Consider the following 15,662-nt stretch of genomic DNA (forward strand, 5'->3'; position numbering starts at 1 on the left):
GCGCCCCCTCGCTCAGGCGGCGAGCTTTTCGGCGATCTGCGGCAGCCCCGGCACCTTGCCCGCCGGCCCGAGCGCGGCCAGGGTCGGCGTCGCGCGGAAGGCGGCGCGGGCGGCCTCCTGCACGTCCTCGACGGTGACGGCGGCGATCTTCGCCTTGGTCTCCTCGACCGGGATGACGCGGCCATGCACCTGGAGCTGGCGGGCGAGCTGCTCGGTGCGGCTGCCGGTGCTCTCGAGCGACATCAGCAGGCTGGCGCGGAACTGCGCCTTGGCACGGTCCAGCTCGTCCTGGGTCACGTCGGTCTGCACCTTGCGCAGCTCCTCGAGCGTGACGGGCACGAGCTCCCCGGCCTCCTTCTCGCCGGTGCCGGCATAGACGGCGAAGAGCCCGCCATCCTGGAAGGGATGCGCGAAGGAATAGATGGAATAGACCAGCCCGCGCTTCTCCCGGATCTCCTGGAACAGGCGAGAGGACATGCCGCCGCCGAGCAGCGTGCTGAGCAGCAGCGTCGGGTAGTGCAGCCGGTCCTTGTAGCCGGTCGAGGGGAAGCCGAGGACGATATGGACCTGATCGAGGTCACGCTCCTCGCGGAACTCGCCGCCGACATAGCGGGCGCCTTCGGGCGGCAGCGGCGCGACGGTCGGCAGGTTGGCGAAGTGGCGCCTGGCCAGGTCCACCACCGTCTCGTGCTCCACCGCGCCGGCGGCGGCGATGACCATGCGCTCCGGCCCGTAATGGTGGCGCATGTAGTTCACCAGGGCGTCGCGCGGCATGCCCTTGATGACGTCCTCGGTGCCGAGCGTCGGGCGGCCCATGGGCTGCTGCGGATAGGCGGTGTCCTGGAAGTGGTCGAAGATGATGTCGTCCGGCGTGTCGTTGGCCTGGCCGATCTCCTGCAGGATGACGCCCCGCTCGCGCTCCAGCTCCTCCGGGATGAAGGTGCTGTGCGTCAGGATGTCGCCGATGATGTCGGCGGCCAGCCCCACGTCCTCCTTCAGCACCTTGCAGTAATAGGCGGTGTTCTCGCGGGAGGTATAGGCGTTGAGGTGGCCGCCCACATTCTCGATCTCGCGCGCGATGTCGGCGGCGCTGCGGCGGGTGGTGCCCTTGAAGGCCATGTGCTCGAGGAAGTGCGAGACACCGTTCTCCGCGGCGGTCTCGTGCCGCGTGCCGGCGGCGACATAGGCACCGATGGAGACGGTCTCGACCCGCGGCATGGTCTCGGAGACGATGGTCAGGCCATTGGGCAGGCGGGTGAGGCGGACGGCGTCTGACATTCTGGCTCCTTGGGCAGAGGCGGCGGATGGGGGCGGCCGCCCGGCCGGCGATGCGTCAGACTGTCATGTAGTACCGGACCGCCGCCAGCGCGACCTTTCCCGCCATCCGGCGGGGGCAGCCGCAGCGGAGCGGCAGCGGCGCGGGCAGGCCTTGTATGTTGGGCAAGCCGATTCAGACCTCCGGGCCATCCGGGGCACCCCACGAAGCGCCGCTTCGTGGGGACCCCTTCGGCCCTTCGGTCATCCGCACGCCTTGTATGTCGGGCGAGCCGATTCAGACCTCCGGGCCATCCGGGGCACCCCACGAAGCGCCGCTTCGTGGGGACCCCTTCGGCCCTTCGGTCATCGGGACGCCTTGTATGTTGGGCGAGCCGATTCAGACCTCCGGGCCATCCGGCCCTTCGGTCATCGGGACGCCTCAGTAGGCGTTCGCCAGTTCCGTCTCCGGCGCCGCGACCGGCAGGCAGACGAGGCGCCGGCCGGCCGGCGCGACCGCCGCGGCCACCGCCCGCTCGCAGGCGGCGAGATCGCCATAGAGCCGGAACCCGATGGTCGGCGCATCCAGCGGCACCTTGGCCGGCACGGGGCCGGGCGCGGCGAGGGCGGCCAGGGTGGCCACGACGATCACGAAATCGGTCACGGGATGCTCCTCGGCGGGCGGGCGCAGACAGGACCGGGATGGCCCGGGGCGTGCCGCGGCGCAGCAGAGCACCGGGGCATCGCGCCGGCCCGGGAAACCCGAGGAACGTCCAGGAAATTCCAGGGATGGGCCGGGGCGAAGCGTTGACGCCCGGATGGGCGAGGGAGAGTGCGGGCGTGGTCAGCGTGACGGCCAGGGACATACCGGAGAAGCTGCGCGTCACGGCCGCCCTGCTGGGCTGCGCCAACCAGAAGGACCTCTGCGCCGCCTTCCGTCGGGTGAACCCGAACTCCGATTTCGACCTGGAGCGGTCCTACAAATGGATGCAGGGCCGCGCCCTGCCGCGCTCGGCCCGGGTCTACGAGGACTGGGCCCGCCTGGTCGGCACCGGGGACCGGCCCGCCGCCTGGCTCGCGGGCTGCACGCTCGAGGAATTCGTGGCGGCGCTCGCGGAGCGGCAGGCCCGGGACCCGCAGGCGCTGCTGCGCGAGGCCGGCCTCGCTCCCGCCGGGCCCGGCGCGGCGCCGGCCGCGCAGCCGGACAGCTATCTCTGCGGCCGCTATGCCTGCTACTCGCATGCCCAGTCGCCGCATTACCGCGGCCGCCTGATCCGCGGCACGCTGGATGTCGCGATCGCGCCGCGGCGCGGCCAGGGCCTCCTCGCCACCTACTCGCAGACCCTCGCGCTCGGCCGGGTCAGCGCGAGCGGCACGGTCGGCCTGTTCGGGCATGCGATGTGCCTGGAACTCCGGCTGCCGAGCCCCGGCATGGCGCCGGTCTTCTGCACCCTCTTCCGGCCCTCGCCACCGGCGAGCGTGCTGGCCGGGATGCTGTGCGGCATCACCGCCATGGATCCCGGCGGCCAGCCGCCCTATGCGACGCGGGTCGTCATGGTGCGCGTCGCGGCGCCCGATCCCGCCTCCTCCAACCGCTATCTCGAGGCCGGCGACACGCCGGCACGCGACCTCGCCGCCCTCGGCCTGCCGGGGGCGGCGGGACGGCTCGACGACCTGATCGGGCGGATCCTGCGCGGGCCCGGCACGGCGCAGGGCTCCGACCAGGTCGCGGTCGCCGACTACACCGCCCTGGCGATGGCCTGCGACCGCTTCTGGCTCGGCCGGGCGCCGGAGGGCCCCGAGGCCGGACGCTAGAGCGGATCGCCGCGCCGGGTCAGCCCGCGCGGTTGCGCCGCGTATGCGCCTGGACGAAGTCCTCCACCGCGCCGAGGCCGTTCGGCAGGACCGAATACCGCTCCTCCCGCCCGTAGAGATCGGCAAGGCGCGGCGGCAGGGGCGGCCGCAGCCCGGTCGCCCGCTCCACCGCATCGGGGAACTTGGCGGGATGGGCGGTGGCGGCCACCACCACGGGGATGCCGGGGTCGCGCGGGGCATGGGCGCGCGCCGCGGCGGTGCCGATGGCGGTATGCGGGTCCGCCAGGTAGCCCTGCCGTTCCCAGAGGCGGCGGATCTCCTCGAGCGTCCCCTCGTCGGACAGGGCGAAGCCGTGGAACAGCGCCGTCGCGCGCGTCCAGGCGGCATCGGGGACCGGCATCCGCCCCTCGGCGCGGAAGCGGCGCATGATCTCCGCGGTGACCTCCGGGTCGCGCCCGACCAGCTCGAAGAGCAGCCGCTCGAAATTCGAGCTCACCTGGATGTCCATGCTGGGCGAGAGGCTGGGCTCCACGCCCTTCACCGACATGTCGTTGGCGGCGAGGAAGCGGGTCAGGATGTCGTTCCGGTTGGAGCCGACGATCAGCCGCTCCACCGGCAGCCCCATCTCCCGGACGGCCCAGGCGGCGAGCAAATTGCCGAAATTGCCGGTGGGCACGGAGAAGGCGACCGGCCGGTCCGGCGCGCCGAGCGAGAGCGCCGCATAGGCGTAATAGGGGATCTGCGCCGCGACCCGGGCCCAGTTGATGGAGTTGACGGCGGCCAGCCGCATCTCCGCGCGGAAGGGGGCGTCGCCGAACATCGCCTTCACCAGGTCCTGGCAGTCGTCGAAGCTGCCCTGGATGGCGAGGTTGGCGACATTGTCCGAAAGCACCGTCGTCATCTGCCGGCGCTGCACCTCGGAGGTCCGCCCCTCCGGATGCAGGATGACGATGTCGATGGCGTCGCGGTCGCGGCAGGCCTCGATGGCGGCCGAGCCGGTATCGCCCGAGGTCGCGCCGACGATGGTGATCCGCTCTCCCCGCCGCGCCAGCACATGGTCGAAGAGCCGCCCGAGCAGCTGCATCGCCATGTCCTTGAAGGCGAGCGTCGGGCCGTGAAAGAGCTCGAGCGCGAAGGTCCGGTGGTCGAGCTGCACCAGCGGCGCGACGGCCGGGGTGCCGAAGCCGGCATAGGCGGCCTCGGTCATGCCCTGCAGCGTGGCGAAGCTGATGGTGTCGCCGACGAAGCGGTGCATCAGCCGTGCCGCGAGCTCCGCATAGGGCAGGCCGCGCAGCCCCCGCCACTCGGTGGGCGAGAGGCTGGGCCAGGCCGCCGGCAGGAAGAGCCCGCCATCCTCGGCGAGGCCGGCGAGGAGGACGCCTTCGAAGTCGCGGGGCGCGGCCTGGCCGCGGGTGCTGAGGTAGTGCATGGGGCCGGCAACCTAGAGCAGATCGCCGCAGGCCGGAAACGCCGGGACGCATGAATCGGCGCCCTGGCCGCCAGGACGGAGCGGCCGCCGGACGGGTCCGGCATGGCAGGCCGGCGCCGCCCCCCGGACCGCGCAGCCGGGCTCCGCCCCTATCCCTTGGCCGAGCGCAGCGGCGCGGGCGCCTCCTGCGGCCGCCAGCGCACCCGCTGGACCAGCACGCCGAGCAGTCCCATCAGGGTGAGCAGGCTGATCGCGTAGCCGATCCGCTCCTGCGGGGTGATGCCGATCTCGACGACCAGGTCGGTGACGGGCCGGTCCACCGCGACCTCGATCCAGCCCTCCGGGGTGGCGCGCAGCGGCACCGGGCCCATGGCGTCATGCGCCCGCCAGGCGGGGAAGTAGAATTGCGGCAGGCGGAACGGCGCGGCCGCGCGATGGACCAGGAAACCGTCGGTCAGGCGCTCGGTGCCCTCGGGCGGGACCGGGCGCGCATAGGGCTCGGCGCCGCCGCCATGGATCGTCGCCCAGCCGGCCGCCGCCGCCGCCTTCGGCAGGTGCTCCCAGGAGGAGCCGCGGTAGTGGTGCTCGGCCACCGTCAGCCGCTCGCCGAAGGGCACGAAATGGACCCAGCCGGGATTGCCCAGATGCATGCGGGCGAAGAGGAAGGCCGGCACCATGAGCGTGAGGGCGAGCCCGAGCGGGACCACCCACCACCTGTCGGGCCGGCGCGCCGTTGCCAGGGCGAAGAGCGCCGCGACCACCGGCACGAGGTGGCCGAGGGCGCGCCAGGGATGCTCGGTGGCGGCAAGCTGAGGCATGGCCACCCAGACGGGATAGGCGAGGACCGTGGCAAGCCAGGTGCTCGCGGCGAAGAGCACCAGCAGGGCGCGCGGCAGGCCCGGTGCCAGCAGGCCGGCGCGTGGCGTGCCGCCCAGCGCCGGCCGGAGCAGCCCGAGGCCGAGACCGACCATCAGCAGGCCGCTGCCCCAGATCACCAGCAGGTAGGGCGAGGGCGCCGAGTAGCCCAGCATGTTCTCCTTCCACCAAGGATTGTGGAAGTCTGCCGGGTTGGTCTCCCGCAACAGGCCGAAGGCCGGGACCAGGAAGGCCGCGGCCAGCAAGGCGCCCAGGATGCCGCCCAGCACCGATCGCCCGAAGCCCCGCCAGCCCGCATAGCCCAGCGCATAGAGCGGCCCGAGATGCGCGGCGAGGGCGCAGGTCGGCAGGTTGGTCATGGCCAGCGCGGCATAGATGCAGGCGAGCGCCGGCAGCCCCTCCGTCCGCCGGCCCTCCGCGGCACGCTCGAGCGCGAGCAGCAGCAGCGGCAGCAGGCTGGCCGCCGCTGTCTCGGCGAAGGCGAAGCGGATCCAGGGATTGATCAGCGAGGCATAGGGCAGCAGGGCGGCGATGGCGGCGCCGACCAGCGCGGCGGCCGGCGGGACATGGCGGCGGAGCCAGAGCCAGGTGGTCAGGACCGCGAGCAGCCGCCACAGGCCCATGGTCAGCGGCACGCCGACATCCTCCGCAACGCCGAGGCCCCGCGTCACGGCCGCCGCGACCCAGTGGGAGAGCGGCGGGTAGGTGTAGTAGGTCGCCCCGCCCAGGCCATGATTCGCGCCCATCAGCCAGCGCGGCCAGAGCGTGCCATGCGCCCAGCCATCGCCGAGGAGGTGGATGCTCATGATGGCGAAGTCGGCATCGTGGCCGAGCAGCGAGCCATAGATCGGCGCGCCGAGCAGTGCCGAGAGCGCGGCCAGCGCCACCACCAGAACCAGCAGAACGGAGGCAAGGCCGCGCACACCGAGAGCCCGCATCAGTGCTGCCACCTGTCACATCCCCGGTCTTTTAGATGCATAGATAACGATGCACCGGCGGCTCCGGCGACGGCACCGCGGGAGAACGTGATCACGTCTCCGCCGGGTGCGAGCCTCTGACGGGGAAGAGCAGGTCGAGCTGCGCCTCGAACATCGCCTCGGCATCCATCGGGTCGCCGGCGGCGAAGAGGCCGTTCCACAGCACCGCCAACACCACCGGCGCGACCAGCAGGGGCGGGTGTCGCAGCAGCGCCTCGCCACGCAACTCGCCCGCCGCGGCGGCGCGGGCGGCCAGTGCCCCGATCGCCGCGAGCCCGGGCGCGATGACGATCCGGCGGTACATGGCCGCGATCGCCGGGAAGCGGCCGCCCTCGGCCACCACCAGCCGGATCACCGCGCCGCGGCGCGAGGCCTCCATGTCCCGCAGCACCGGGCGGAGGACCCGGAGCAGGAAGTCCCGCACCGCCTCCCCCTCCGCCGGCGCCGCGGCGGCGAGGCCGGCGAGCGGCGCCTCCACCAGGCCGCGCAGCACACCCTCGAACAGCGCCTCCTTGTCCGCGAAGTGCAGGTAGAGCGTGCCCTTCGCCAGCCCGGCGCGGGCGGCGACATCGGCCATGCGGGTCGCGGCGAAGCCGCCGTCGAGGAACTCGTCGAGCGCCGCGGCCAGGATCGCCGCCCGCGTGCGGGCCGTGCGCTCCGGGCTCGGCCCGCGGCTGCGGCGGGCGGGCGCGACCTCCATTCCCTCGTCTCCCGGCATCGTGCGGCGAACGCCTGACCCACGGGTCAGTTTTGGCTGGCGCTGGACTGACCTGCGGGTCATTTTAATGCCGAGCGGAGGATCCTGCCATGCCCGAGACGGATGTGCTCATCGCCGGCGCCGGCCCGACCGGCCTGGTGCTCGCCCTCTCCCTCGCCCGCCAGGGCATCCGGCTGCGCATCGTCGACAAGGCGCCGGGGCCCGGCACCGCCTCCCGCGCCATGGTGGTGCAGGCCCGCACGCTGGAGCTCTACCGCCAGTTCGGCATCGCGGAGGAGGTCGTGCAGGCCGGCATCCCGGTCGAGGCGGCGCATCTGCGCGAGGCGGGCCGGGAGGTGATGCGCATCCCGCTGCGGGAGATGGGCACGGGCCTCAGCCCCTATCCCTTCGCCCTCAGCCTGCCGCAGGACGACCATGAGCGGCTGCTCGAGGCCCTGCTGCGCGACCAGGGCGTCGCGGTGGAATGGGGGACGGAGCTGCTCGACTTCCGCGAGGAGGCCGGGGGCATCCGCGCGACGCTGCGCCGGGACGGCACGGAGGCGACCTGCGCGGCCGCCTTCCTCGCGGGCTGCGACGGCGCCCATAGCCGGGTGCGGGAGACGCTCGGCCTCGGCTTCCCCGGCGGGACCTATGCCCAACTCTTCTACGTCACCGATGCGCGGGTGGAGGGGCCCTTCCGGGAGGACCTGTTCGTCAACCTGCAGGCCCGCGGCCTCGCCCTGATGCTCCCGGTGCGCAGCCGCGGGGTGAACCGGCTGATCGGGATCGTGCCGGAGGCGCTCTCCGGCCGGCACGACCTGCGCTTCGAGGATATCCGGCCGGAGGTCGAGGCGCTGCTCGGCGTCCGGGTCGCCGAGCTCAACTGGTTCTCGACCTACCATGTCCATCACCGGGTGGCGGAGCGCTTCCGGGCGGGGCGCGCCTTCATCGCAGGCGATGCCGGGCATATCCACAGCCCGGCCGGCGGCCAGGGGATGAATACCGGCATCGGCGATGCGGTGAACCTGGCCTGGAAGCTCGCCGCGGTGCTGCGCGGGCGGGCGGCGCCGGCGATCCTCGACAGCTACGAGCCGGAGCGGATCGCCTTCGCCCGCACCCTGGTGGCGACCACCGACCGGGCCTTCCGCGGCATGGTGGGCGGCGGCCTCGGCGGCCAGGTCATGCGGAGCTGGCTGGTGCCGCACCTGCTGCCGCTGCTGGCCGGCTTCACCGCCGGGCGGCACCTCTTCTTCCGGACCCTGTCGCAGACCCGCGTCGCCTACCACGACAGCCCGCTCGGCGAGGGTCGGGCCGGCGATGTCGCGGCCGGCGACCGCCAGCCCTGGGTGGCGGATTGCGACAACCACGCGCCGCTCGACGGCCGGGGCTGGCGGCTGCAGGTGCACGGCGCCGTCTCGCCGGCCCTGGCCGGGGCGGCCGGGCGGCTCGGCCTGCCGGTGGATGCCTATGCCTGGAGCCGGGATGCCGAGGCGGCGGGGCTGGCCGAGGATGCCGCCTACCTGCTGCGGCCGGACGGGCATGTGGGGCTCGCCGATCCGGCACAGGATCCGGCGCGGCTCGAGGCCTATGCGCGGCGGCATGGGCTGGCCTTCGCGGAGGATTAGCGTGACCGGCGGCGCGGCGGCGGCGAAGCTGTGCCCGCCGGGAGACCCCAATGCGCCGCCTGATCCTTGCCCTGCCGCTGCTCGCCCCGATGCTGGCCCCGGGCCTCGCCGCCGCCCAGCCGCCCGAGGCCGGGTCGCGCGTCCCGATCCGCCTCATCGTCCCCTTCGCTCCGGGCGGCGGGGTGGATGCCACGGCGCATATCCTCGCCCCGCCGCTCTCGGCCCTGCTCGGCCGGCCGATCCTGGTGGAGAACCGGCCCGGCGGGCGCGGCATCCCGGGGGCGGAGACGATCGCCCGCGCCACGCCGGACGGCATGACGCTCGGCCTCTGCAACACCGCCCCGCTCGGCATGGCGCCGCTGCAGGAGCGCACGCCCTATGACGCGCTCCGCGACTTCGCCCATATCGCGCTGGTCGCCGAGACGCCGAGCGTGCTGGTGGTGCCCGCCGGCAGCCGCTTCCAGGCCGCCGAGACCTATCTCCGCGCCGGGCGGAGCTGGGCGCGCGGCCTGACCTATGGCAGCCCCGCGGCCGGCAGCCTGCAGCACCTGCAGGGCGAGATGCTGGCCAAGGCGAGCGGCGCGCGGCTGACCCATGTGGCCTATCGCGGCACCGGCGCGGCGCTGCTGGACCTGGTGAACGGCCAGGTGGACAGCGTGATGGCGCCGCTGGCGAGCGCCATGCCGGGGCTGCGGGCCGGGCAGTTCCGCGCGCTCGCGGTGAGCGGGCCGGCGGCGGAGCCCTCTCTGCCCGGGGTGCCGAGCTTCGCCGCGCTCGGCTTCGGGCAATTGACCGCGACGGCCTGGATGGGGCTGAGCGGCCCGCGCGACCTGCCGCCGGCGATGGTCGCGGCGCTGAACGCGGCGGTGAACCGGGTGCTGGCCATGCCGGAGGTGGCGCGGGCGCTGCGGGAGGCCGGGCTGACGCCGCCGCCCGGGCCGCTCGGGCCACAGGATTACGAGCGGCTGGTGATGGACTTCCAGGCGGCTTGGCGGCCCGTGGTGCAGGCGGCGGGCATGGGGGTGAATTGAGGGCGTAGTGCTTGCCCACACTACGCTGACAAACTACACTTTCGCCAGCAGGAGACCTCGCATGGCCGCGCCCCTCTCCATCCGCCTCGACGACGACGTCCTCGGCACTTTGGACGGCGCAGCCAAGGCGCGCGGCATTGGCCTTGCGACATATTTGCGGGAACTCGCCACGGCCGAGGCGCGGCGCATCCGGCGCGAGCGGATCCGGGAGCAGAGCCGGCAGGTCGCCGAATACCTGGCGACCTCCCCGGAGGCGCGGCAGTTCTACGAGGACTGGGGCACGCCCACCGCCCGGGTCGAGCCGTGAGCCTGGCGCTGCGCGCCGGCCAGATCGTCATCGCCGACTGGCGCGACGCACTCCCGAAGGAGCCGAACCGGCTGCGCCCGGCGATCGTCGTCGAGGACAGCGAGTTGTTCGACCCGGCCTACCCGAACGTGCTGCTGGTGCCGATCACCGAGGATTCCTGCCTCGGCATCCCCGACCTCTCGGTGCCCATCGCGCCGACGCCGGAGAATGGCTGCACCAAGCTCTCCTACGCTCTGGCGACGCATGTGACGGCGACCTCCAAGGCGCGGGTGCGGCCGACGGAGTCCCAGGTGGCGCCGGACCTGGTGGCGGCCATCCGCGCGCGGATCGGCATCGCCCTCGGCCTCGGCTGATGGATGCCCGCCTCTCCGCCCCCGCCGTCGCGCGCAACCGCGACCCGATCCTCGCCGTCCTGCGGCGCGTGCTGCCCGCGACCGGCACCCTGCTGGAGGTCTCCTCCGGCACCGGCGAGCATGCCGCCTGTTTCGCCGCCGCCTTCCCGGGCCTGGTCTGGCAGCCCTCCGACCCCGACCCGGCGGCGCGGGCCAGCATCGCCGCCTGGGCCGCCCATGCGAAGCTCGACAATCTCCGCCCGCCGCTCGACCTCGACGCCGCGGCGGAAGCCTGGCCGGTGGCACGCGCCGATGCGGTGCTCTGCATCAACATGATCCATATCGCGCCCTGGGAGGCCGGGCTTGGCCTGCTGCGCGGCGCCGCGCGGCTACTGCCACTCGGCGGACCGCTGGTGCTCTACGGCCCCTACCGGCGCGGCGGGCGGCACACCGCCCCCTCCAACGCCGCCTTCGACGCTAGCCTCCGCGCCCAGGACCCGCGCTGGGGCCTGCGGGACCTCGAGGTCGTCGCCGCGGCCGCCGCCGACGCCGGCTTCGGCCCGCCCGAGGTGGTGGAGATGCCGGCGAACAACCTGACGGTCATCTTCCGCCGCCGCGCCTGATGCGCCACCCTCCCGAGCAAAGGGGGAAGCGCAGGCATGGAAGAGACCGACTACCTCGTCATCGGCGGCGGCTCGGCCGGCTGCGTCGTCGCGGCGCGCCTTGGCGAAGCGGGGCAGCGCGTGACGCTGCTGGAGGCGGGACCGAAGGACCGGCATCCCTGGATCCACATCCCCGCCGGCATGCTGAAGCTGCTGCAGAACCAGACACTGGTGAACTGGGGCTACACGACCGAGGCCGAGGCTGCGACCAATGGCCGCGAGATCCGCTGGCCGCGCGGGCGGACGCTGGGCGGCTCCTCCTCCATCAACGGCATGCTCTACGTGCGGGGCAACCCGGCGGATTTCGACATCTGGGCGCAGATGGGCTGCCGCGGCTGGTCCTATGACGAGGTGCTGCCCTTCTTCCGCCGGAGCGAGCACTACGTCCAGGGCGGCGACCCGGAATATCGCGGCCAGGGCGGCCCGCTGCAGGTGGAGGACTACCGCACCATCCTGCCCCTGACGCATCGCTTCATCGAGGCGGCGCAGCAGGCCGGCCACCCCTTCCGCCGCGACCTCAACGGGCGGGAGCAGGAGGGCGTCGGCTATTCGCAGATGACCCGCCTCGGCCGCTGGCGCGGCTCGACCGCACGGACCTTCCTGGCGCGGGCGAAGGGCAAGGTGCGGGTCGAGACCGGGGCCCAGGCCGCCCGGCTGCTCTTCGACGGCAGGCGCTGCATCGGCGCCGAATATCGCCAGGGCGGCGTGCTGAAAGCGATCCACGTGAAACGGGAGGTCATCGTCTCCGGCGGCGCGGTGAATTCGCCGCACCTGCTGCAGCTCTCGGGCCTCGGCCCGGCGGAGCACCTGCAGTCGCTCGGCATCGCCGTGGTGCAGGACATGCCGCAGGTCGGGGCGAACCTGCAGGACCACTACGTCTCCCGCATCCAGCACCGGGTGAAGGACAGTCTCAGCACCAACCAGCTCGCGCGGGGGCTCCGGCTGGCCGGGGAGGTCGCGCGCTTCTTCGCCCTCGGCCGCGGCGCGCTGACCTTCGGCGTCACCACCGCCCAGGTCTTCGCCCGCAGCCGGGAAGGCCTGGCGAGCCCCGACCTGCAGCTCCTCTTCACGCCGGCCAGCTACGCCGCCGGGAAGTTCGGCGTGCTGGAGACCGAGCCCGGCATGACCTGCGCCATCTGCCCGGTGAAGCCGGACAGCCGCGGCACCGTCATGGCAACCTCGCCCGATCCCTTCGCCCGGCCGGCAATCCGGCCCAACTACCTCTCCGCCCCCGGCGACCAGCGGCTGCTCGCCGCCGGCATCCGCATGGTGCGCACCATCTTCGCCCAGCCGGCCATCGCCCGCTACAGCGTGGAGGAGATCCTGCCCGGCCCCGGCACCGCATCCGACGACGCGCTGCTGGCGTTCAACCGGCAATACGGCACCACCATCTATCATCCCGTGGGCACCTGCCGCATGGGGGAGGACCCCGGCAGCGTCGTCGACAGCCGGCTCAGGGTGCGGGGCATCCGGGGGCTGCGGGTCGCCGACGCCTCGGTCATGCCGACGCTGACCACGGGCAATACCAATGCGCCCACCATCATGATCGGGGAGAAGGCTGCCGCCATGATCCTCGAGGAGGCCAGGGCGTAGAGAGAAAGACCCCGGGGAAGGCACTTCCCCGGACCCCTTCGTTTTCTGGGAGTCTGGCACCGTGCTGAACACACACATCGACTCGCTGCGCAGCATGATCCAGGCGTCGAAGCGCGTGGTGGTCTTCACCGGGGCGGGGATCAGCACGGAATCGGGGATCCCCGACTTCCGGAGCCCGGGCACCGGCACCTGGGAGAAGATGAAGCCGATCTACTTCGACGAATTCCTCCGCTCCCCGGCCGCGCGGCGGGAGGCCTGGCGGCGCCGCTTCGAGAGCGACGCGACCATGCGCGCCGCGGAGCCGAACCGCGGCCACCGCGCCGTCGCGCGGCTGGTGCGGGAAGGCAAGGTGCGCGCCGTCATCACCCAGAACATCGACGGGCTGCACCAGGCCTCCGGCATCCCGGACGACCAGGTGATCGAGCTGCACGGCAACACCACCTACGCCACCTGCCTCTCCTGCGGCATGCGGCACGAGATCGCCGATATCCACGCTGGCTTCAGCCAGACCGACGCGGTGCCGGACTGCCGCGCCTGCGGCGGGCTGCTGAAGACCGCGACCGTCAGCTTCGGCCAGTCCATGCCGGAACTGCCCATGCTGCGGGCGCGGGAGGAGGTGGCGGCGGCCGACCTCTGCCTCGTCCTCGGCTCCTCCCTCGTGGTCTATCCGGCGGCCGGCTTTCCGGAGATGGCCAAGCGGATGGGGGCGCGGCTCGCCATCGTGAACCGGCAGGAGACGCCGCTCGACGACATCGCCGACCTCGTCGTCCATGAGGGCATCGGCGACGTCCTGGGCGGCGCCGTCGGGGTCAACTGACGGGCGGGCGCCGCGTCAGGCCGCCTCGGCGTCGAGCTGCCCGGCCAGGACGCGCGCAGCCGGCAACTCGATGATGCAGGTCAGGCCCGCGGGCTCCCAGCGCAGGTCCAGCGTCCCGCCGAGCTGCCGCGCCAGCGTCGACTGCATCACCCGCGTGCCGAAGCCGCGCCCGGTCGGCGGCGCCTCGACCGGCGGCCCGCCGCGCTCCCGCCAGACCAGGCGCAATTGCTCCTGCGGCCCGCCCGGCAGCTCCCAGTCCAGCGTCAGCATGCCCTCCGCCCGCGACAGGGCACCGTATTTCGTGGCATTCGTCGCCAGCTCATGGATCGCCATGGCCAGCGGCTGCACCGCGGTGGCGCCGATGGTCACCGGCGGGCCGCGCAGCTCCGCCCGCGGCCCGGCATCCTGGGCAGCGCCGAGGAAGGGGGCGAGCTCGCCCCGCGCCAGCGTCGCCAGGTCGGCGCCGTGCCATTGCGTGGTCGACAGCAGGGCCAGCGCCTGCGCCAGCGCCCCGATCCGCCCATCCACCTGCTGGACGAAGGCGTCCAGCGTCGGCGCCCGCGTCAGCCGCAGCGCCGCGCGGGCGGTCGCCAGCGCATTCTTGGCGCGGTGGTCCACCTCCCGCATCAGCAGGTCGCGCCGCTGCTCGGCCTCGCGCTGCTCGGAGATGTCCTGCACCAGCACCACCACCCGGCCCGGCTCGCCCGGCAGGGGGGCGGAGGAGAGGCGCACCGGCAGCCGCGTGCCGTCCGGCCGCAGATACTCCTTCTCGAAGGGCTCCCACCAGCCGCGCGCCCGCCCCTGCTGCACCGCGCGGTCGTCCAGCGGCAGGTGCTCGGCCGGCGTCACCTGCCGCCAGTCCCAATCGCCGCGGACGAACTCGGCCTGGGTGCCGCCGGTCATCTCCAGCAGCCGGTCGTTAGCCAGCAGCGTCGCGCCCGTCTCGAGATCGAAGACCGACATGCCGACCGCCCGGCTCTCGAACACGCCACGGAAGCGCGCCTCGGCGGCCTGCCGCGCCTCCGCCGCCGCCCGGGCGGCGGTCTCCCGCCGCAGCGCCGCCTCCGCGACCTCCGCCGCCTGGGCGCGGCGAAGCGCCAGCCAGGCCAGCGCCACCAGGGTCAGCGCCGCCACCACGGCCACCGCGCCATAGACGGCGAGATTCTCGTACCAGCGACCCAGCAGGTCCGACCTGTCGGCGCCGAAGCCGACATAGACCGGCCAGGCCCCGACCTTGCGGAACAGGTAGAGCCTTGGCTGCCGGTCGGGGGAGCCGGGCTCCTCGATGCGGCCGCGCTCGGCGCCCATGGCGACGTGCCGGAGGAGCGGGTTGTCGGACTGGAGCCAGGTCCGGCCGTCCGGCCAGACCGGATGCCGCGCGAGGATCGCGCCATCGGCACGGAACAGGCCGGTGACGTGACGGAAGGGCGGCGCTGCCTCGGCATAGAAGCGCGCGAAGTAATCGGGGTCGAGCGAGACGTGGATGATGCCGGCGAAGCGGCCGGCGGCATCCGTCCGGCGCCGGCTGATGGCGAAGGAGGGCAGCGTCGTGGCCCGCCCCGTGAAGGCGGCACTGACATAGGTGCCGGCATCGGCACGGTCCTGCTGGACCCGGAAGAAGTCCCGGTCGGCAATGCTGGTGGCGGGATTCCAGGGCTGGCTGCCGGCGACGACATGGCCGGCGGCATCCGACACCCAGAGGGAGACGAACTGCTCGTAGGAGTGCCGGGTCGCGCGCAGGAAGGCGCTCGTCTCCGGCGCCGCGACCTGCGCCGGGTCCATGTCATGCACCCGGTCCGCCACCCGGGCCAGGACCAGCTCGGCGGTGTCGAAGGTCCTGGCCGCGTGCTCGTGCAGGATGGCCACGCTGCGCTCGGCCGTGTCGCCGGCCTCGCCCAGCACCTCCCGGCGGTTCCACCAGGCCGCGGCGCCGAAGACCAGGGCGGGTACGAGCAGCGCGGCCAGCAGCACGAGCTTCTGGAGGCGAAGGGCGGCCAGCGTCACTCTCGGTATGCACTCCAACGGGAAGTCGGCAGATGCTCGGGGCCGGACGGTGCGGAACCCGGCCTTCCGGCATCGTCAAGGCACTGGCCCCGACAAGTCATGCAAGGGAGGCAATAGCCGGGTCTGCTTCTTCGCAGCAATATCCGAAGCTCGCCGAATGCTTGCAACAGATGCGGTATTTCGTGATTGCCGGGCGAATATCATGGGCCGTCCATCGGGGAGGGCACCGGGACTGTCCGGCAT

The 15,662-nt window shown here is 73.2% G+C and carries 14 protein-coding genes; 8 read left to right on the top strand and 6 right to left on the bottom strand.

The window, feature by feature from the left end; all coding sequences use genetic code 11:
- Nucleotides 1-12 precede the first annotated feature (12 nt).
- Nucleotides 13-1,278: a M16 family metallopeptidase gene (locus Q7A36_RS17810; protein ID WP_305105075.1), complete on the bottom strand. Its 1,266-nt coding sequence runs from the start codon at nt 1,276-1,278 to the stop codon at nt 13-15.
- A gap of 418 nt (nt 1,279-1,696) precedes the next feature.
- On the bottom strand, nt 1,697-1,918 hold the full coding sequence (locus Q7A36_RS17815) for a hypothetical protein (RefSeq protein ID WP_305105076.1): 222 nt from the start codon (nt 1,916-1,918) through the stop codon (nt 1,697-1,699).
- Between the two features lie 176 nt (nt 1,919-2,094).
- On the opposite strand from Q7A36_RS17815, the gene Q7A36_RS17820 reads away from it, so the two are divergent.
- Entirely contained in the window at nt 2,095-3,069 is a 975-nt protein-coding gene (locus Q7A36_RS17820) for a hypothetical protein (protein WP_305105077.1), read from the top strand.
- A 19-nt stretch (nt 3,070-3,088) separates the two neighbouring features.
- On the opposite strand, the gene thrC is transcribed toward Q7A36_RS17820, so the two are convergent.
- From thrC to Q7A36_RS17835, 3 genes are all read right to left on the bottom strand, one after another.
- Nucleotides 3,089-4,498 (bottom strand): threonine synthase, encoded by a 1,410-nt coding sequence (gene thrC / locus Q7A36_RS17825; RefSeq protein ID WP_305105078.1) that lies wholly within the window; start codon nt 4,496-4,498, stop codon nt 3,089-3,091.
- 149 nt (nt 4,499-4,647) lie between these two features.
- Nucleotides 4,648-6,324 carry a hypothetical protein gene (locus tag Q7A36_RS17830; protein ID WP_305105079.1) on the bottom strand — a complete coding sequence of 559 codons (1,677 nt, stop codon included), beginning with the start codon at nt 6,322-6,324 and terminating at the stop codon, nt 4,648-4,650.
- 79 nt (nt 6,325-6,403) lie between these two features.
- Nucleotides 6,404-7,051, bottom strand: a complete 648-nt coding sequence (locus Q7A36_RS17835) for a TetR/AcrR family transcriptional regulator (protein ID WP_305105080.1) — start codon at nt 7,049-7,051, stop codon at nt 6,404-6,406.
- A 107-nt stretch (nt 7,052-7,158) separates the two neighbouring features.
- Here Q7A36_RS17835 and Q7A36_RS17840 point away from each other — a divergent pair, with 107 nt between their 5' ends.
- The 7 genes from Q7A36_RS17840 (at nt 7,159) to Q7A36_RS17870 (ending at nt 13,415) form a co-directional block, all read left to right on the top strand.
- Nucleotides 7,159-8,673 carry an FAD-dependent monooxygenase gene (locus Q7A36_RS17840; RefSeq protein WP_305105081.1) on the top strand — a complete coding sequence of 505 codons (1,515 nt, stop codon included), beginning with the start codon at nt 7,159-7,161 and terminating at the stop codon, nt 8,671-8,673.
- Nucleotides 8,674-8,723: 50 nt separating this feature from the next.
- A complete protein-coding gene (locus Q7A36_RS17845; RefSeq protein WP_305105082.1) occupies nt 8,724-9,704 on the top strand; it encodes a tripartite tricarboxylate transporter substrate binding protein in 981 nt (326 codons plus the stop codon).
- 61 nt (nt 9,705-9,765) lie between these two features.
- On the top strand, nt 9,766-10,011 hold the full coding sequence (locus Q7A36_RS17850; protein ID WP_305105083.1) for a hypothetical protein: 246 nt from the start codon (nt 9,766-9,768) through the stop codon (nt 10,009-10,011).
- On the top strand, nt 10,008-10,364 hold the full coding sequence (locus Q7A36_RS17855) for a type II toxin-antitoxin system PemK/MazF family toxin (RefSeq protein WP_305105084.1): 357 nt from the start codon (nt 10,008-10,010) through the stop codon (nt 10,362-10,364). The genes Q7A36_RS17850 and Q7A36_RS17855 overlap by 4 nt, the downstream gene beginning before the upstream one ends.
- Entirely contained in the window at nt 10,364-10,966 is a 603-nt protein-coding gene (locus tag Q7A36_RS17860) for a DUF938 domain-containing protein (RefSeq protein ID WP_305105085.1), read from the top strand. Before Q7A36_RS17855 ends, Q7A36_RS17860 begins: the two co-directional genes overlap by 1 nt.
- 36 nt (nt 10,967-11,002) lie before the next feature.
- Entirely contained in the window at nt 11,003-12,598 is a 1,596-nt protein-coding gene (locus Q7A36_RS17865; RefSeq protein ID WP_305105086.1) for a GMC family oxidoreductase, read from the top strand.
- A gap of 61 nt (nt 12,599-12,659) precedes the next feature.
- Nucleotides 12,660-13,415, top strand: a complete 756-nt coding sequence (locus Q7A36_RS17870) for an SIR2 family NAD-dependent protein deacylase (RefSeq protein ID WP_305105087.1) — start codon at nt 12,660-12,662, stop codon at nt 13,413-13,415.
- A gap of 15 nt (nt 13,416-13,430) precedes the next feature.
- Here Q7A36_RS17870 and Q7A36_RS17875 read toward each other — a convergent pair whose 3' ends face one another.
- On the bottom strand, nt 13,431-15,419 hold the full coding sequence (locus tag Q7A36_RS17875; protein WP_305105088.1) for a sensor histidine kinase: 1,989 nt from the start codon (nt 15,417-15,419) through the stop codon (nt 13,431-13,433).
- Nucleotides 15,420-15,662 lie beyond the last annotated feature (243 nt).

The organism is Paracraurococcus lichenis, from assembly GCF_030657435.1.
In the GTDB taxonomy this organism is placed as follows: Bacteria; Pseudomonadota; Alphaproteobacteria; order Acetobacterales; family Acetobacteraceae; genus Paracraurococcus; species Paracraurococcus lichenis.